The sequence below is a fragment of the Neptunomonas antarctica genome, from assembly GCF_001305295.1.
In the GTDB taxonomy this organism is placed as follows: Bacteria; Pseudomonadota; Gammaproteobacteria; order Pseudomonadales; family Balneatricaceae; genus Neptunomonas; species Neptunomonas antarctica.
On record NZ_LJSI01000020.1, the window covers coordinates 58,610 to 78,025 of the forward strand.

The 19,416-nt window shown below is 46.3% G+C and carries 16 protein-coding genes; 6 read left to right on the top strand and 10 right to left on the bottom strand.

Annotation, left to right across the window (positions count from 1 at the left end; genetic code table 11):
* Positions 1 to 51: 51 nt before the first annotated feature.
* The 3 genes from Nant_RS02385 to Nant_RS02395 are packed head-to-tail and all read left to right on the top strand — an operon-like array spanning position 52 to position 4,404.
* A complete protein-coding gene (locus Nant_RS02385) occupies positions 52 to 2,937 on the top strand; it encodes an FAD-binding and (Fe-S)-binding domain-containing protein (protein ID WP_054340050.1) in 2,886 nt (961 codons plus the stop codon).
* A 36-nt stretch (positions 2,938 to 2,973) separates the two neighbouring features.
* Positions 2,974 to 3,462, top strand: coding sequence for a universal stress protein (locus Nant_RS02390; protein WP_054340051.1), 489 nt, complete (start codon positions 2,974 to 2,976; stop codon positions 3,460 to 3,462).
* Between the two features lie 48 nt (positions 3,463 to 3,510).
* On the top strand, positions 3,511 to 4,404 hold the full coding sequence (locus Nant_RS02395; RefSeq protein ID WP_054340052.1) for an AEC family transporter: 894 nt from the start codon (positions 3,511 to 3,513) through the stop codon (positions 4,402 to 4,404).
* A gap of 19 nt (positions 4,405 to 4,423) precedes the next feature.
* Here Nant_RS02395 and pyrF read toward each other — a convergent pair whose 3' ends face one another.
* The 10 genes from pyrF to gyrA form a co-directional block, all read right to left on the bottom strand.
* Positions 4,424 to 5,134 (bottom strand): orotidine-5'-phosphate decarboxylase, encoded by a 711-nt coding sequence (pyrF, locus tag Nant_RS02400; protein ID WP_054340053.1) that lies wholly within the window; start codon positions 5,132 to 5,134, stop codon positions 4,424 to 4,426.
* 30 nt (positions 5,135 to 5,164) lie between these two features.
* Entirely contained in the window at positions 5,165 to 6,370 is a 1,206-nt protein-coding gene (gene lapB, locus Nant_RS02405; RefSeq protein WP_238377051.1) for a lipopolysaccharide assembly protein LapB, read from the bottom strand.
* A 71-nt stretch (positions 6,371 to 6,441) separates the two neighbouring features.
* Entirely contained in the window at positions 6,442 to 6,684 is a 243-nt protein-coding gene (locus Nant_RS02410; protein WP_238377052.1) for a LapA family protein, read from the bottom strand.
* Positions 6,685 to 6,810: 126 nt separating this feature from the next.
* Positions 6,811 to 7,107, bottom strand: coding sequence for an integration host factor subunit beta (locus tag Nant_RS02415; protein ID WP_054340055.1), 297 nt, complete (start codon positions 7,105 to 7,107; stop codon positions 6,811 to 6,813).
* Between the two features lie 80 nt (positions 7,108 to 7,187).
* Complete coding sequence (gene rpsA, locus Nant_RS02420) at positions 7,188 to 8,870, bottom strand: 30S ribosomal protein S1 (protein ID WP_054340068.1); 1,683 nt, start codon at positions 8,868 to 8,870, stop codon at positions 7,188 to 7,190.
* A 59-nt stretch (positions 8,871 to 8,929) separates the two neighbouring features.
* Entirely contained in the window at positions 8,930 to 9,619 is a 690-nt protein-coding gene (gene cmk, locus Nant_RS02425) for a (d)CMP kinase (protein ID WP_054340056.1), read from the bottom strand.
* On the bottom strand, positions 9,619 to 11,811 hold the full coding sequence (locus Nant_RS02430) for a bifunctional prephenate dehydrogenase/3-phosphoshikimate 1-carboxyvinyltransferase (RefSeq protein ID WP_338011153.1): 2,193 nt from the start codon (positions 11,809 to 11,811) through the stop codon (positions 9,619 to 9,621). The genes cmk and Nant_RS02430 overlap by 1 nt, the downstream gene beginning before the upstream one ends.
* Positions 11,812 to 11,975: 164 nt before the next feature.
* Positions 11,976 to 13,073, bottom strand: a complete 1,098-nt coding sequence (pheA, locus tag Nant_RS02435; RefSeq protein WP_054340058.1) for a prephenate dehydratase — start codon at positions 13,071 to 13,073, stop codon at positions 11,976 to 11,978.
* 23 nt (positions 13,074 to 13,096) lie between these two features.
* A complete protein-coding gene (serC, locus tag Nant_RS02440) occupies positions 13,097 to 14,179 on the bottom strand; it encodes a 3-phosphoserine/phosphohydroxythreonine transaminase (protein WP_054340059.1) in 1,083 nt (360 codons plus the stop codon).
* Between the two features lie 67 nt (positions 14,180 to 14,246).
* Positions 14,247 to 16,925 carry a DNA gyrase subunit A gene (gene gyrA / locus Nant_RS02445; RefSeq protein WP_054340060.1) on the bottom strand — a complete coding sequence of 893 codons (2,679 nt, stop codon included), beginning with the start codon at positions 16,923 to 16,925 and terminating at the stop codon, positions 14,247 to 14,249.
* Between the two features lie 206 nt (positions 16,926 to 17,131).
* On the opposite strand from gyrA, the gene ubiG reads away from it, so the two are divergent.
* From ubiG to Nant_RS02460, 3 genes are read left to right on the top strand one after another with little or no spacing between them, the layout of a single operon-like run.
* Positions 17,132 to 17,854, top strand: coding sequence for a bifunctional 2-polyprenyl-6-hydroxyphenol methylase/3-demethylubiquinol 3-O-methyltransferase UbiG (ubiG, locus tag Nant_RS02450; protein ID WP_054340061.1), 723 nt, complete (start codon positions 17,132 to 17,134; stop codon positions 17,852 to 17,854).
* A gap of 2 nt (positions 17,855 to 17,856) precedes the next feature.
* Positions 17,857 to 18,537, top strand: coding sequence for an HAD family hydrolase (locus tag Nant_RS02455; protein ID WP_054340062.1), 681 nt, complete (start codon positions 17,857 to 17,859; stop codon positions 18,535 to 18,537).
* Between the two features lie 30 nt (positions 18,538 to 18,567).
* A complete protein-coding gene (locus Nant_RS02460) occupies positions 18,568 to 19,314 on the top strand; it encodes a YciK family oxidoreductase (RefSeq protein WP_054340063.1) in 747 nt (248 codons plus the stop codon).
* Positions 19,315 to 19,416 lie beyond the last annotated feature (102 nt).

A 19,416-nucleotide genomic window follows, 5' to 3' on the forward strand; every position in this document is an offset into this window, starting at 1 on the left:
TCTGAGCTAGCCTCACTTAACAAGCGTCCACGCAGGTGGCCAGTGAATAATATGAAACAGACACATCGTGATTTTCTCACCGAGCTTCAGACATTTATTCCTGAAGAACGCTTAATAACGGATGCTTTACGCACTCTGGCGTATGGAACAGATGCGAGTTTTTACCGCCTGATTCCACAGATAGTGGTCAGAGCTGAAAGTGAAAGTGAAATTGCCAGCGTTGTTAAATTAGCGAATAAAATGCTGGTTCCTATTACCTTTCGTGCCGCAGGAACCAGTCTCTCCGGGCAAGCAATAACTGACTCAGTATTAATCCAGTTAGGCGATGGCTGGAAAGGCTATCAGATCAATAAAGACGCCACAGAAATCAGCTTGCAACCCGGTGTTATTGGTGGCCAGGCAAATAGTTATCTGGCACCGTTTAATAAAAAAATTGGCCCTGACCCTGCGTCGATTAATGCGGCCATGATTGGTGGTATTGCTGCTAACAATGCTAGTGGTATGTGTTGTGGTACGGCGCAGAACAGTTACCGCACGTTAAAAAGCATGAAATTGATCTTAGCAGACGGCACACTGGTCGATACCGGCAATCCTGATTCTGTGACTCAGTTTAAGCAATCCCATAAAATGTTATTGGATTCTTTAGATGCGCTAGGCCAGCAAACACGCGCGAATGACACGCTACGTGAGCGTATCCTGCATAAATACCGCCTGAAAAACACTACCGGTTATGCGCTTAATTCACTGGTAGATTACACTGATCCTATCGATATTCTGCAACATTTAATGATTGGTTCAGAAGGCACACTCGGCTTTATGTCCGAGATTACCTATCAAACCGTTGATGAACACCCCAACAAAGCCTCTGCTCTGATCTTTTTTGACAACGTACGCACCACCTGCGATGCCGTTGCGATTCTGAAGAAAACCCCGGTCTCTGCGGTAGAGTTGATGGACCGTGCCGGTTTGCGTTCGGTAGAAGACAAGCCCAGTTTGCCGGATTTTATTCGCGAACTGCCCGAACATGCTGCCGCATTATTAGTTGAAACACGTGCGGCTGACCCCGCTACGCTGGCCATGCAAGTTGAGGCCATTAAAGCCTCCATTAGTCATCTTGAAACCATTCAGCCGTGCGAGTTTACGACGGACCCTGAAGAATACGCCAAATACTGGGCTATTCGTAAAGGCTTGTTTCCTGCCGTGGGTGCCGTGCGCTTAACCGGCACCACCGTGATTATCGAAGATGTGGCATTTCCGGTAGAACAACTGGCTGATGCGGTACATGACTTACACCAGTTATTTGATAAATGGCATTACAACGAAGCCTTAATCTTTGGGCATGCGCTTGAAGGTAATTTACATTTTGTTTTCACTCAGGCGTTCGACACGCAAGAGGAGATCGACCGCTACGATGGCCTGATGGTGGATGTTGCTAATATGGTTGTCGGCACGTATGACGGTTCATTAAAAGCAGAGCACGGCACGGGCCGTAATATGGCACCGTTTGTTGAGTTGGAATGGGGCAAAGAAGCGTACGCGTTGATGTGGGAACTTAAAGAGTTGCTTGATCCGCAGCATATTTTAAATCCCGGTGTTGTGCTAAACAAAAACAGCCATGTGCATCTTGAAAACTTCAAAATTTTACCGGCTGCTGATCCGCTGGTCGATAAGTGTATTGAGTGTGGTTTTTGCGAACCTACCTGTCCATCACGCGCACTGACATTAACACCACGTCAGCGGATTGTTATCTGGCGCGAAATTGCCCGGCTGGAATCGATTAGTAACGGCCCGAATGCCGATCCTGAGCGCTTGGCAGAACTGCGGAAAGAATACCAATACCAAGGCACCGATACCTGTGCTGCCTGCGGCTTATGCTCAACAACCTGTCCGGTTGGTATTAATACTGGCGACCTGACACGTTCTATTCGTAATAAGAATAATGAGAAACGCACCAAGATGGCACAATGGTTGGCCGACCACTACGGCACGTTGGCTAAGGCCAGCCGTGTAACTTTTGCTGCCGCCGATGTCACTCACGGTTTACTCGGCACCAAAGCGATGACGGCCATTACGGGCACTGCACGTAAGCTCTCTGGTGGGCTGATTCAGCAATGGACACCGTCAATGCCTACGGGTGCGCCAAAAATCAAACCAAAACCTTTGGACGCGTCCAGTACGGCACCCAAAGTTGTTTATCTGCCCAGCTGTGCCAGCCGTACGATGGGCCCCGCACGTGGCGATGAAGACCAAACATCATTAGCGGATAAAACAGAAGCACTGTTACGTAAAGCCGGTTATCAGGTAATTTATCCACCCAATCTTGATAATCTTTGCTGCGGTATGCCGTTCCAATCGAAAGGTATGTTTACTGCTGCCGACTCTAAATCAGCTGAAATTGAAAAGATATTGCTTGAGATCACAGAAAACGGAACACTTCCTGTGTATTCTGACACCAGCCCTTGCAGCCTGCTACTAAAGGATAAATTAGACCCGCGTATCAAGTTATACGACACGGTCGATTTTATCGATGAGTTCCTGATGGATCGTTTGCTATTTACTGCCGGAACCGAACCGGTCGCCCTGCATATTACCTGCAGCGCTACCCGCATGGGACAGGCGCCAAAACTTAAACGTATTATGTCAGCGTGCTCAACACAGGTAGTTATTCCTGACCAAATTACCTGCTGTGGCTTCGCCGGCGACAAAGGCTTCTCAACCCCGGAATTGAATGCATCAGCACTACGTACATTGAAAGATGCCGTACAAAGTTGTGATGCTGGCTATTCAACCAGTCGCACCTGCGAAATTGGTTTAAGCCATCATAGTGGGATCGATTACAAATCAATCATCTATCTCGTCGATCGCTGTACCCAGCCAAAGCTGAGTCAGGTAGCATCGACTGAAGAAAATAGCCGCATTCAGACGCAAAAAGTCTGAACGGATACCTAAACAGTGCATTGTGAGGATTACATCATGGCTTTACCTGAAATCAATACCATTCTCTATACCACCTCTCTTGGTAAGCATATGCGCCCGGTGTTTCGCCACACCGTAAAACTTGCGCAGGCGCTGAAAGCAAAAATTGTTATCCTGCACGTGGTTGAACCGATTGGTGAAATGGGGTCTGCGCTGATTAAAAATTATGTCTCTGATGATCTTATAAAAAAGATGCACGATGAAGGTATTAATGAGATTCATCAGCAGATGCACGCACGTATTGAAAAATTCTACGAGGACGAACTCGACAACCTTTCCGAAAAAGTAGACCTGGATATCGAATACGCGCTTGTTGAGGGTAACCATATCGATTCCATTCTCAAAGAAGCGATAGACCGTAACGTGCATATGATTGTTATGGGTGCAGAAAACACCTTCGGCCACCATAGCCATACGACTCAGAAAGTAGTTAAGCATGCTAAGGTTCCGGTGGTGGTTGTTCCAACGGGCAAACAGTACGACTAATCATCAGCTAAACACTCTACCGATTAGCATCACTTATTGAGTATATGTATGGATAGCACCACGCTGGCACTATTGGAAAAGATTTTTCTAACCGTTTTTCCTCTGGTCGCTATTGTCAGTGTGGGCTTTTTTTATGCCCGCAAACGTCATACGGATATGACGACCGCTAATACCATTAATATTGATATATTTGTGCCCGCCCTGATCTTTTCGGTGCTATCTGCCAAATCTTTCGACTTACCGCAGTTCCAGATGCTGGCCGTGGGGGCTGCTATTATCGTTCTGGGTTCCGGTCTGTTATTACTGCCTGTCTGCAAACTGCTTAAGGTTAGCCCCAAAACTTTCTTGCCGCCGATGATGTTCAATAACAGCGGGAATCTGGGGTTGCCTTTAGCGGTGCTGGCGTTTGGTGAGCACGCATTACCCGCCGCGGTAGTGCTTTTTCTGGTTGAGAATCTGCTGCATTTTACGGTCGGTTTATATATTCTTGACCATAAAACTAACCCTATCAACGTACTGAAAATGCCTATGATTCTGGCCACTATTGCCGGCTTAATCTGGAGCACTTTTGATCTTCACCTACCCGTTGCTGCCGCGACTTTCATTGAAATGCTCGGACAGATTTCCATTCCACTAATGCTATTCGCATTGGGTGTGCGAATGACAAGCGTAGATCTGACTCATTGGAAAATAGGTCTCTGGGGGGCCATTCTATGCCCACTTAGTGGACTTGCTATCGCTTTAGCAATTCAACCATTATTGCAGCTTGAGCCACTGCACTTTACCTATCTTGTACTGTTTGGGGCACTCCCACCTGCCGTATTAAATTACATGGTATCCGAACGTTATCAGCAGGAACCCCATCAAGTTGCCTCTATTGTCTTACTGGGCAATATCGGCAGCCTGATTATCATTCCGGCCACGCTATTTTTTATTCTTTAGGCTTAGATAAGAACCCGAATCAAATAAAAGGCGCGATCTCTTTTTCTATTGCTTGCAGCGCCGCTAAAGGATTGCTTACCTGAGTGATCGGACGACCAATAACGAGATAAGTACTGCCTGCCTGAATCGCTTCAGAAGGTGTCATAATCCGCCGCTGATCGCCTGTCACACTGTCAGACGGACGAATACCTGGAGTAACCAGACTAAACCCACTGGAAACAACCTCTCGCAATGGCATCACTTCATGCGCGGAGCAGACGACTCCATCTAAACCACAGGACTCTGTTAACACGGCTAATCGCTTGACGTGATCAAGTGGGTCAATATCCAGACCGACTTCTTTAAGGTCTTCACGCTCCATACTGGTTAACACGGTAACTGCAATCAGCAAGGTGCTGTTATTGCGTACCTGATCCAGTTCATTGCGGGCCGCTTCCATCATGCGGCGCCCCCCACAGGCATGCACATTCACCATCCACACACCCAGCTCTCCTGCTGCACGTACCGCTTTAGCCGTTGTGTTTGGGATATCATGGAATTTCAGGTCAAGAAAAACATCAAATCCTTTATGCTGCAGCTGTTCGACTACCGTCGGGCCACCTCTTGTAAACAGCTCTTTACCCACCTTCAACCGACACTGCGCCGGGTCAAGCTGATCAGCCATCATGACGGCTTGCTCTACCGTTGGGTAATCCAGTGCGACGATGATACGCTTTTTATCTGCATTCACTTTAATCTACTCTCTATCGCTTTATACTGATTATTCACCTTCCAAGCCCTGAATAGGTTTGGTAGTACCCCATGTTTTACAGGATGGACATTGCCATACCAATGTTCGCCCGGAAAATCCGCACTGCTGGCAGAGATAACGGGGTTTATTCGTTTCAAGCGTGCCGATAAGGCTACGTAAGGTTTTCAAACTATCTTTGGCATTTTCACTTCCATGTTCGATATGCATCGCTATTAAGCGATTAAACCCTTTAATAGAGGGTCGATGTTTTAGCTCATCAGTAATAAATGTGCCTGCCGCATGAACACCCTGATCATCTTTAATCAATTCCGCGAGCGCCAGGATAGCAGTCGCCGAAGGCGTATGCGCGATACAGTGACGTAAAAAAAATTCATACTCTACTTTGTCATGTAAAGCGATGTAACATTGCTTCAGATCTTTAATAGCTTCCGAGAGAAAAACAGGGTCTTGTTGTTCAATTTTACGTAACACACGAATTGCTGTTTTCCACTGTTTTTGTCGCATAGCGACCTGTGCCTGGAGAAACGAGATACGTACTGACAGAGGATCCAGCAGCAACCCCTGTTTTAAATACTCCGCTGCCTCTTTATAATGTTTTTCCTTCAAGAGTTTTTCAGACAGTTCACAATAATAATGTGCGCATTCATGGCGAATGTTAAGCATTTCATCCGAATTCAGGTGTCGAGCGGTCTCTATCGCTTGCGCCCATTCTTGCTCTTTTTCATAGAGTTTTGTCAGCAGGGTTAACGCTTTACGGTGTGTTTCACGAGGGGGATTTTGTTTAATAATTTCTTTAAGCAGGTTTTCTGCGCGGTCTAGCAAACCGATAGAGTCATAGTCCAGCGACAGCGCCATTTGGATACGCAATGAATCTGAACGCGAAAGATCCAGGCGAGCCAGTAAATCCTGATGAATGCTGATAGCACGTTGCACATCACCTTTTCGCCGAAATAGTTTTGCCAACGCCAGATGCGCCGGTATGGTATCACTATTAACCTCTAGTGCCCGGATAAAGCTTTCGATTGCTTCATCCGTTTTTTCATTTAATAAATAATCCAGACCAACAAAATAGTCCCGATTTAATATACTGTTCGAGCTTGGCTTGCTGACACCGACAGCGCTATTACGTCCGAGTAACCATCCAATAAAAATAGCGATGACTAACGGGATAAGAAGCCAGATGTCAGCCATGCTATCTAGCATACGGTCTGACATGCTTTCGATCATGCTTTGCCATGCTTTTTGTTATGCTCTTTACCACTCTCTCTGCCACAATCTCTGTCGCGCTATGCGACGTCTTTGAGTGTTGTTGTCCTTAGCTGATCGCATTCTTTTGTCAATGCTTTGATCTTGCGACGGCTCGACATTAAGCGGGTTTTCAAAGCAACCACGGCCACACTACTGAGTAAAACCCCTGTTACACCACCTAATACAAATGCAGCGATTAACCAGAGAGATAAACTCGCCTCAGGCAACGTCAGGAATACCAGATCAATTGATACTTTTTCAGTATTATGAATTGTAAACATAATGCCTACCATCAAAATCACAATCGATAGCAGGAACACTATTAACATTTTTAGCCAACGCACTATTTTGCCTCCCTATACTATACAGCTGCTTATAAGCGATCTTTACTATTCGTCAGTACTTGCTTATAAACCTTGTTCGATACTCTCATTTACCTGCTCGCGAAGCTCTTTACCTGGCTTAAAATGAGGTACGTATTTAGCTGTCAGCGAAACAGAGTCACCCGTTTTAGGATTTCGGCCTATTCTTGGCGCTCTAAAATGAAGAGAAAAACTACCAAAACCGCGAATTTCAATACGGTCACCATTGGCTAGTGATTCTGTCATATGATCAAGCATCGCTTTAACGGCAAGCTCTACATCTTTTACAGAAAGCTCAGGATGCCGATCAATCAGATGTTCTATTAATTCTGATTTTGTCATTATACTCCCTCCACTGCTCCACACACACTATTTTCCCGACCATGCTAAAGAGAAAGGCGCCATTAGAGGCGCCTTAGCAATCAGGAACCCTTTTGCTTCATCTGCTGTTTAATCAGATCGCCAATGGTCGTTGGACCGCCGGTTTCAACTGTCTGCTGCTTGACGGATTGCATTGCTTCTTTTTCTTCCTGCAACTCCATCTGTTTAACCGACAAATTGATTACTCGGTTTTTACTGTCAATTGATGTAATAACCGCTGTAACCTGATCTCCCACCTGAATTTTTTCTGATAGATCATTAATACGATCACGGGAAAAATCTGCCACTTTCAATGTCGCATCAATACCATCAGCCAGTTCTACTGTCGCCTGCTGCTTGTCAACAGCAGTGACCTTACCTGACACTTTACTGCCTTTACTGTTTGTGGACAGGTATTCACTGAAAGGATCGCTAGCCAATTGACGAATGCTCAGAGCGATACGGGCACGCTCAATATCAATAGAAACGATAACGGCTTCTACTTCATCGCCTTTATGGTATTGCTTGACAGCCTCTTCACCGGGTAGATCCCATGACAGATCTGAAAGGTGAATTAAGCCATCAATATTACCTTCAAGCCCAACAAAAACACCAAAATCAGTAATCGATTTGATCTTTCCGATCAGCTTATCGCCCTTATTGTATTTAGCAGCGAATGCATCCCATGGGTTCTGCTGGCACTGTTTCATCCCTAATGAAATACGGCGGCGCTCTTTATCAATAGCCAGAATCATGACATCAATTTCTTGTCCGGCCTGCACTACTTTAGAAGGGTGAACATTTTTATTCGTCCAGTCCATTTCAGATACGTGGATAAGACCTTCAATGCCTTCCGCTATCTGTGCAAAGCAACCATATTCTGTAAGATTAGTGACACGCGCACGTGTTTTATCACCGACGTTTAACGCAGCAACCGTTTCTTCCCATGGATCAGCCATTAACTGCTTGATGCCCAGAGAAACACGGGTACGTTCAGGATCGTATTTGAGTACTTTCACATCGATTTCATCGCCGACGGTGAGTACTTCGCTTGGATGCTTGACGCGTTTCCAGGCGATATCTGTGATATGCAACAAACCATCAACGCCGCCTAAGTCAACAAAGGCACCGTAATCGGTCAGGTTTTTCACGATACCTTTAAGAACAATACCTTCAGCCAATGTTTCGATCAGCTTGTCGCGATCGGCACTGTTCAGTTCTTCCAGCACGGCCCGACGCGATACAACGATGTTGTTACGCTTCATGTCGAGTTTAACGAGCTTAAACTCCAGCTCTTTACCTTCAAGATGAGCGCTATCACGTAAAGGTCGGATATCCAGCAACGACCCTGGCAAAAAAGCATCAACGGAGCCAAGTCCCACGGTAAAACCACCACGTACTTTGCCGGTAATGGTGCCTTTGATGATTTCACCTTTTTCAAAGGCCTGATCCAGAACATCCCAGGCTTCTGCGTTTTTAGCTTTCTCACGCGAGAGTGTGGTTGATCCATATCCATCTTCAACGCTTTCCAGCGCGACCCTTACTTCATCTCCGACGACGACGGTTAATTCACCTTTTTCGTCATGAAATTGTTCTCGTGGGATTATGGCTTCCGATTTAAGTCCGGCGGTGACAACAACAAAGTCGTTTTCAATCGCAACTACTGTACCTGTCACTATAGATCCAGGTACCATCTTCAAGCCTTTCAGACTCTCTTCGAACAGATCAGCAAAACTCTCGCTCATCATCTAAATTTCCTCGCAGTTCACGCTGCTAATTATCAAAATTCTGTTAGCGCAATTCTTTAACGCAATCCTTTATGGCGAACTTCTTCCAGGACTGTATTCAGAACAGCTTCAATCGTCATACTGGTTGAATCCAGTACCAACGCATCACTTGCTGGCTTTAAAGGCGCTACGCTTCTGTTCATATCACGCGCGTCACGCTCTTGCAAGTCATTCATTATTACACCAAGGCTAGCATCGAGCCCCTTATTTATCAACTGGTTATATCGTCTACTTGCTCTTTCTTCCACACTGGCATCTAAATATATTTTAAGGGGTGCATCAGGGAACACGACAGTACCCATATCACGGCCATCGGCTATCAGCCCCGGCATCTCAACAAAGGCGCGTTGCCTTTCAAGCAAAGCAGTTCTGACGGATCCAATCGCAGCAATAACAGAAGCATCATTACCAACCGTTTCGCTTCGAATAGCCTGCGTAACTTCTTCACCTTCAAGAATAATTTGTACAACATCGTCATGCGTAGTAAACCGCACATCCAGGTGCGCAGCCAACACAACCAATGCCTCTTCGTCATCTATGGACACACCATGATGACTCGCTGCAAGCGCTGTCAGACGGTACAGAGCACCACTATCTAACAGCAACCATCCCAGGCTTTTTGCCAGCAACCGGCACACCGTACCCTTACCTGAACCACTGGGTCCATCAACTGTAATTACGGGTACACGGGTGTTATTTTGAGACATCAAGTCTCCTCCTTATGAATACGTATTCCTGCTTTCTGAGCTACTTCAATAAAATCAGGAAATGAAGTCGCTACATAATTACAGTCTTCAATCATTACTTCACTAGTGGCGATGGTTCCTGCAATGGCAAACGCCATCGCTATACGATGGTCGTTAAAACTACAAATTTTTGCACCTTGTAGTTCACCACCTTTAATCAAAATAACATCACCGTTAACAGTGATGTCTATTCCCATACGCGTGAGACCTTCTGTCATTGCCTGAATTCGGTCGCTTTCTTTGTATCTTAACTCACCCACTCCGCTCAGACATGTCGTACCCTTAGCAGCCGCGGCGGCCACAAAAATCGCAGGAAATTCATCAATAGCAACTGACACTAACGCTTCCGGAATAGTAATACCGGTTAAAGGCGCGTAGCGCACATGGATATCGGCGACAGGTTCACCGCTGCGCTGCGTGTGGTTTTCCAATGTCACGTCAGCTCCCATGAGCTGTAATATTTGCAAAACACCGGCGCGACCCGGATTCACACCCACCTGTTCTATTATCAGATCTGAATCGGGAATGATCGCTGCAGCGACTATAAAAAAAGCCGCAGAAGATATATCCGCCGGGATTTCAAGATCGGTCGCGGTTAATATCTGTCCTGACGCAATGCTTACTTCGCCATTATGGGTATTAAGCTCTACACCGAAGCTGCGCAGCATCCGTTCAGTGTGATCACGCGTCATCGCCGGTTGCTTGATACACGTAGTGCCCCGCGCATATAACCCCGCCAACAATAACCCTGACTTAACCTGCGCACTGGCAACCGGCATCTGGTAGTCAATACCCATTAATGTCTGCCCTCCCTTAATAACAACAGGAGCAAATCCATCAGTTGCCGTTTCAATAGAGGCACCCATTTTGCGCAAAGGTTCAGCCATACGCTCCATGGGCCTTCTGGAAAGCGACTTATCACCCAATAAAACACAATCAAACGCCTGCGCGGCCAATAAGCCACTTAACAAACGCAAAGAAGTTCCTGCATTACCTAAGTACAAGGGTCCTGGTGGTGAATACAAACCGTGTAGACCCACACCGTAAATTTTAACTTTACCCTGATGCGGGCCTTCGATAACCACACCCATATCCCGGAACGCTTGTACAGTCGCCATACTGTCTTCACTTTCCAAAAAGCCACTGATATTCGTCACACCTTCAGCCAATGCACCCAGCATGACAGCACGATGTGAGATAGATTTATCCCCTGGAACGCGAATACGCCCATGCAACGCACTACCAGCACGAACATGGAAGGTTACATGAAGATTGTTATGCGTTTGTGAATAGGCGGTGCCACTGAGCATTTTATTAAAGTGCTCACGAGCCGATTTAGCACGGGTGAAAATACCGAGCATCGACTGACTATCACTCGTTACTATGGCCTGACGTAAAACAGCCAGTCCGTCGGTGAAGTTATCAATCTGGTTGATTAGTTCTTGTTTATTGGCGATACAGACATCGTGCCACATGGTAGGATCCGAAGCGGCTATTCTGGTGAAATCGCGAAATCCACCGGCTGCATAGCGAAAAATATCTGTGCTGTCTTGTTCTTTAGCCAGTGTATCTACCAGGGAAAACGCAAGAATATGCGGAAGATGACTAGTGGCAGCAAGCACTTCATCGTGCCGTTCAACACCCATCTGTAATACTTCTGCACCAGTACTTTGCCACATTCTGGCTATCAGGCGTGTTGCACTTTTATTCGATTCAGCGAGCGGTGTTAAAATCACTTTATGTTTGACAAACAATTTTTCATCTGATGACGCCACACCGCTTTTTTCAGAACCTGCAATCGGATGCCCGGGTATGAAATTGACAGGAACCGAACCGAAGACTTTTTGTGCAGCCTGAATAACATTAGCTTTGGTACTTCCAGCATCAGTGATAACTGTATTTACATTAAGGTAGGGCTTAATAGCGGATAAAACAGCTTCGGTCGCCTTAACCGGCACCGCTAAGACAATAATATCAGCGGTACTTACCGCCGTGGTCAGATCACTAACCGCCTCATCAATAATTTCAAGGTCAAGGCCTTGCTGAAGATCATCAGAATTGCGGTCATAACCTGCGATGACGCGTGCAAATCTTTTATTTTTTAATGCTTTAGCTAAAGATCCACCGATCAGACCCAGGCCAATAATTAGCACACGATTTACCATAAAACTCACAGAGGCACACTCAACGGCAAGCTACACGCCGCCCGCCGCTGTAAGTTAAACACACGATTTACCATAAAGCTCACAGCGCACTCAACATACCACTGCAAGCTACACACTCGAAAAACTGACGTCATAAGCGCTCTGTATAATTCTTATAATACCGCTTTTGGGTAGGAGCCTAATAATTTAAGTTCTACTGAACTGGCTTCCAGGTCAGATAGTACTTTTTGTACTTGCGGCTCATCTGCATGCCCCTCAAAGTCTATATAAAACAGATAACTCCAACCACCTTGATGCGCCGGACGGGTTTCTATTCGTGTAAGACTGATCCCATGGCGATGAAAAGGTTCAAGTAACGTATACAGCACGCCCGGTTTATCATGAGCGCACATTAAGATTGATGTTTTATCATCACCACTTGGCCCCACATCCTGATCACCTAAAATCAGAAAACGCGTACTATTATCAGACTGATCTTCAATATTGCGCTCAAGAATACGTAGCCGATAAAGATCAACAGCCATATCCCCGGCAATAGCTGCCGCTCCCACTTCTAATGAAGCCAGGCGTGCGCCTTCGGCGTTAGAGCTGATGGCCACATGATCTACGCGCGGGTAATTAGCTTCAAGCCAACTTCTACATTGGGCAAACGACTCTTGATGGGCATATATACGGGTAATCAATTCTGGATCGGTATTGTCATTAATCAACAAATGATGATGGATTTTTAACTCCAACTCACCACAGATACGCAGATTAAAGCGTTTGAACAGATCCAGCGTATGCGTTGCCATGCCTTCAGTAGAGTTCTCAATAGGAACCACACCATAATGTGCGGCACCCGCTTCTACTTCCCTGAATACCAGATCCAAGGTAGTCATGGGTGCGCTTTGCGCGGAGTGGCCAAAATGTTTAAGGGCAGCCTGCTGTGTAAATGTACCCTCAGGGCCTAAAAAGGCGACGCGCATGGGCTTTTCAAGCGCCAGACATACGGACATAATCTCCCGAAACAGACGGGCGACTTCTTTATCAGCAAGTGGCCCTTTGTTGCGCTCCATCACGCGTTTGAGTACTTGCGCTTCGCGCTCAGGCCGATAAAAAACAGCAATTTCATTACCTTGATATTGCTGTTTTACTTCTGCAACTCGCTGGGCACAGGTTGCACGCTGATTCAACAAAACGTGTATTTGCTTATCAATCGAATCAATCTGGTCGCGCAATACCTTGAGCGCCTGTTCCTGTTCAGTCATCCAAAGATCCTATTACCAGAAAATTAGCCATGCTTACTTTCAAAATATTGCATAAACTCAATCAGAGCATCAACCGCCGCTTCTGGCACCGCATTATAAATACTGGCGCGCATTCCACCTACAGATCGATGCCCCTTCAGATTTAATAAACCAGCCTGCTCTGATTCTTCTATAAAGAGATTATCCAGATTAGCATCAGCCAGCGTAAACGGCACATTCATCCATGAGCGATTTGCTATCGCAACAGGGTTTGCGTAGAAACTGCTCTGATCAATCGCCTGATAGAGTTTTTCTGCTTTACGTCTATTGATAACTTCCATACCTTCAACGCCACCCTGACGCTTCAGCCACTGGAAGATCAAACCAGCCAAATACCAGCCAAATGTAGGCGGTGTATTATTCATTGAGTCAGACGCAGCATGAACAGCGTAATCAAACATCGTTGGCGTACCTGCTAGCGTCTGACCTATAAGATCATCCCTTACGATAACTACCGTCAAACCCGCAGGCCCGATGTTTTTCTGCGCGCCAGCATAGATCAATCCAAAACGGGAAACATCGATGGCACGAGAAAGAATGCTTGAAGACATATCAGCGACCAAAGGTACGCTACCTGTATCCGGAATATAGTCAAATTCCACACCACCAATGGTTTCGTTGGGAGTGTAATGAACATAAGCGGCGCTGGCATCCAGTTTGAGCTGATTTTGAGTCGGTGCAGATGTGAAGTTATTGTGCTCTGTGGTGGCTACAATATTAACATCGCAATAACGCTGTGCTTCTTTAATGGCCTTTATAGACCAAACACCTGTATTGATATAGTCAGCCGTTTTTTTACCACGCAACAGATTCATTGGAATCATCGAAAACTGACTGGTAGCACCACCCTGTAGAAACAGGACTTTATAGTTATCCGGCACGTGCATCAGATCACGAAGATCCTGTTCAGCCTGTTCAGCAACTGATACATACTCTTTACTGCGATGGCTCATTTCCATTATGGAAAGTCCATGACCATGCCAGTCGAGCATCTCTTCCTGCGCCTGCTTTAATACTTCTTCCGGAAGGGCTGCAGGCCCTGCACTGAAATTCAACTTACGGCTCATTTCTACCTGTTCTCTTAATGTTCACTCAGCAGCCTAAATAAAAAGCGCGGCTTGCGCCGCACTTAACTTACTCTGCTTCCGGGGTATCGTCAGACAGCTCTTGTGGAGCATCGACAATAGTTTCTACACCTTCTTCAGTACTCTTTTCTTCAGAGCTATTTTCTACAGCGCCTTCTTCTATAGCGCCGTCTTCACCTTCAATAAGACTTTCTTCCAGCACTTCCGGCTCTTCTATACGCGCCAGACTGACCAGTTTTTCATCGCTGGCAACACGAATCAGCATAACGCCCTGCGTGTTACGGCCCAGCACTGAAATCTCAGAGGTGCGGGTGCGTACCATCGTGCCCTGATTACTAATAAGCATAACGTCATCGCCTTCAAAGACCTGAACAGCCCCTGCCAGCCCACCGTTACGCTCGGTGCATTGCATACCAATAACACCCTGGTTACCACGCCCTTTACAGGGAAAGTCTTCAACCGCTGTTTGCTTACCAAAGCCGCGCTCTGAGGCAGTCAATACTTTGCCACCTTCCTGAGGAATAATCAGAGAGATAACACGGGCATCGCCTTTCATTTTAACACCGCGTACACCACGCGCTGTCCGGCCCATCGAGCGCACTTCTGCTTCATGGAATCGTGCCACTTTACCTGCGTCAGTCACTAACAGAATGTCGTTATCACCTTCCGTTATAGCCGCACCAATCAGCGCATCATCATCCAGTAAATCAACGGCAATCAAGCCCGACGATCGTGGACGCGAGAAGTTAACCAATGAGGTTTTCTTAACGATACCGCTGGCCGTTGCCATAAAGACATAACGATCTTCACTGTATTCGTTAACCGGCAGAATCGTTGAAATACGCTCACCCTCACCCAGCGGCAGAATATTAACAATCGGACGGCCACGAGCAGCACGGCTGGCTGGCGGTATTTCGTACACTTTTAACCAATAAACCTTACCTTTATTGGTAAAGCACAAAATAGTGGCATGTGTACTGGCAATTAACAGATGTTCAACAAAATCTTCATCTTTAACGGCGGTTACCGACTTACCTTTACCACCACGGCGCTGTGACTGGTAATCGGTCAGCGGTTGCGTTTTCGCATAACCACCGTGAGAAATGGTTACCACCATATCTTCTTCGGTGATGAGGTCTGCCACGGTCAGATCTAATCGAGACGATATAATTTCAGTACGACGCTCATCACCATATTCATCATAAATGGCTTGTAATTCTTGACAAATTATTTCCATCAGACGCGTATAAGAACCTAAAATCTCAAGCAGTTCAGCGATTTTAACCAGTAGTTCCTGATATTCATTAATCAGCTTCTCATGCTCAAGACCGGTCAAACGATGCAGACGCAGATCAAGAATAGCCTGAGCCTGAACAGGTGACAGGTAGTATTTACCTTCACGCATACCGAACTGAGGATCAAGATCATCCGGACGACAGGCATGCTCGCCTGCACGTTCCAGCATCTCAACAACCGAACCAGGCTCCCACGCCATCGAAGACAGGCGTTCTTTTGCTTCTGCAGGCGTTGGCGACTGTTTAATCAGCTGAATTACTTCATCAATATTCGCCAAGGCAATAGCCAGACCTTCGAGTACATGGCCACGTTCACGTGCTTTACGCAACAAGTAAACGGTACGACGCGTCACCACTTCACGGCGATGACGGATAAAGTTTTCCAGCAACTCTTTGAGGTTCAGAATTTTCGGCTGACCATCAACCAATGCCACCACGTTAATACCAAACACACCTTCCATCTGTGTTTGAGCAAACAGGTTATTGGCAATAACTTCTGGCATTTCACCGCGCTTCAGCTCGATATAAATACGCATACCATCCTTATCGGATTCGTCACGTAACTCACTGATGCCTTCTAGTTTCTTCTCTTTTACCAGTTCAGCGATCTTTTCGATCAGACGCGCTTTATTAAGCTGGTAAGGAATCTCTGTGACAATAATGGCGGTACGGCCTTTACTGTTTTCTTCTACATGGTATTTAGAGCGGACATAGATACGACCACGCCCGGTACGATACGCAAGAAGAATCCCGGCACGACCATTAATAATAGCGCCCGTCGGAAAGTCCGGCCCCGGTATATATTCCATCAACTCATCGACACTGAGCGCTGGGTTCTCTATTAATGCCAAACACCCACTCACAACTTCACGTAAATTATGTGGCGGAATATTGGTCGCCATACCTACGGCAATACCTGATGAACCGTTAACTAATAAGTTAGGCACACGCGACGGCATAACTTCGGGAATAAATTCGGTGCCATCATAGTTAGGCACGAAGTCGACAGTTTCTTTATCCAGGTCAGCCAGCAACTCATGGGCAATTTTGTCCATGCGAATTTCGGTATATCGCATGGCAGCCGCAGAGTCACCATCGACAGAACCGAAGTTACCTTGACCATCTACCAGCGTATAACGCATGGAAAAGTCCTGCGCCATACGGACGATGGTGTCATAAACAGCACTATCACCATGTGGGTGATATTTACCTATAACATCACCCACCACACGTGCAGATTTTTTATATGGTTTATTCCAGTCATTGTTTAGCTCACTCATCGCAAATAACACGCGACGATGGACTGGCTTCAAGCCGTCTCGAACGTCAGGTAGCGCGCGGCCAACGATGACACTCATGGCATAATCAAGATAAGACTGCTTCATCTCATCTTCGATATTTACCGGCAAAATCTCTTTGGTTAAATCACCCATGCGTTTCAGCTTTCCTTGATGCGGTCTGCTAATATTGATTCGTTCTACCCAATAAGCCCTAAAACAGAGCCTATTTTTAACCGCAAGAGTATACCACAAGATTTTGAAAAGAATCCCGCAAAATGAATATGTTGCACTACCTGTTTTAGACCGCTGACGAGTGCTAGAATAGTAATAATCGAATTACAATTCAGATACCCTTTCTTATGACTGATCAAACCTTCTCAGCCAATATCGACCCTGCTGAAATTGCCAAGTTTGAAGAGCTTGCCAGCCGCTGGTGGGACAAAAACAGCGAATTCAAACCTCTGCATGACATTAACCCGCTGCGCGTGGGTTATATTGACCGTATCGCCTCATTGGCAGGCAAAAAGGTACTCGATGTAGGCTGCGGCGGCGGCATCCTTTCGGAATCCATGGCACAACGCGGCGCTGAGGTTTCAGGTATTGATATGGGTGCAGCGCCCTTAAAAATAGCCAAACTGCACGGCCTTGAAAGCGGCGTTGCTGTTAATTATCAACAAATTACCGCGGAAGAGATGGCCGAAGCCAACCCAGAGGCATTTGATGTAGTAACCTGCATGGAGATGCTGGAACATGTTCCAGACCCATCCTCTATTGTCAGAGCCTGCGCAAAAATGGTTAAGCCGGGAGGTCATGTGTTTTTTTCTACACTGAACCGCAACCCCAAAAGTTATCTGTTTGCTATTCTGGGAGCCGAGCACTTACTAAAACTGGTCCCAAAAGGCACGCATGATTTCAAGAAATTCATCCGCCCTTCCGAGCTAGCCACCTGGGTTCGTCAAACAAACCTCAAAACCAACGATATCACCGGCATGACTTATAACCTGCTAACCAAGCAATATCGACTCGACTCAACCGATGTTGATGTCAATTTTATGATGGCAACTACCCGGCCTGAGCTATAAACGTGAAAGCAAGCTTCAACAGAAAACCCGAAGCCGTCTTGTTTGATCTCGACGGCACCTTGCTCGATACCGCTCCGGATTTTCACTGGGTAATAAACCAACTTCTGGCAGAACATAACCTGCCAGAACAGCCTTACGCTGAACTACGAAAACAGGTATCGAATGGCGCGAACGCTATGCTTAAAGCCGCGTTCCACTTTTCTGACGAGCACACCAACCTGCCAGCCCTGCATTTACAAATGCTCGATCTTTACGCCCAGCATGTTGCGACGGATAGTCAGCTTTTTCCGGGCATAGCCAACCTTCTGGAAACACTTGAAGCCAACCAGATCCCCTGGGGAATTGTGACAAATAAACCCGCGCGCTTTACGACACCTATTATGGCAGAGCTACAACTAAGCCAACGCTGTGCCAGCGTTATCTGCCCGGACCATGTAAGCCAGACAAAGCCAGATCCCGAGGCATTATTACTCGCCTGTCATCAAATAAAAACAAACCCTCAACACTGCATCTATATTGGCGATCATAAACGAGATATTGAGGCCGGAAATCGCGCAAATATGTTCACAATTGGCGCACTCTATGGCTATATTAACAAATCAGACAATCCCTCAGACTGGCATGCAAACAGCTATGTTAATCATGCCGACCAGATTTTATCAGCAATAGACGCGCATTTTTGAGAGCCGTCACAACCAATAAGGACGTTTTCTATGTTTGAATATAATGCTCCAGATAATTTGCTTGAAAATAAAATTATTCTTGTGACTGGCGCGGGCGCGGGCATTGGCCGCGCCGCAGCACTCGCTTATGCCGCTCACGGCGCAACGGTTATTCTTGTAGGAAAAACCACCGCAAAACTGGAAAAAGTCTACGACGAAATTGAAGCGGCAGGATGGCCAAAAGCCGCTATTGTTCCACTAAATCTCGAAACAGCGACTGAACACGATTATATCGACCTCACCAACATTCTTGATAATGAATTTGGCCATATTGACGGGCTATTGCATAACGCTTCACTACTAGGCGTAAGAACAGCTATAGAGTCTTATGATCCTATTATCTGGCAACAAGTGATGCAGGTGAATATCAACGCCCCTTTCATCCTGACACAAACTTTAATGCCTTTATTGCATCGCTCCGAAAACGCTTCAGTCATTTTCACTTCATCTGGCGTTGGCAGAAAAGGGCGCGCCTATTGGGGCGCTTATAGTGTTTCTAAATTTGCTACTGAGGGCCTCATGCAAGTATTAGCTGATGAAGTCGACAACACTGCCAATATTCGCGTTAATTGCATAAACCCCGGCGCTACCCGCACTCAAATGCGTGCCTACGCTTACCCGGCAGAGCTACCAGAAACCAATCCGGAACCAAAAGAAATAATGCCTCTGTACCTGTATCTTATGGGTAAAGATAGTCATGACATTAACGGCCAATCACTCAATGCACAGGAAACATAACAACGATTATTATTTGGCGATCGCCAAATAATAGCCATAAAAAAACGCAGCCAATTGTGAAGTGACCCCATAAAGTTGGACTCATTTTTAAGCGGCTACCAA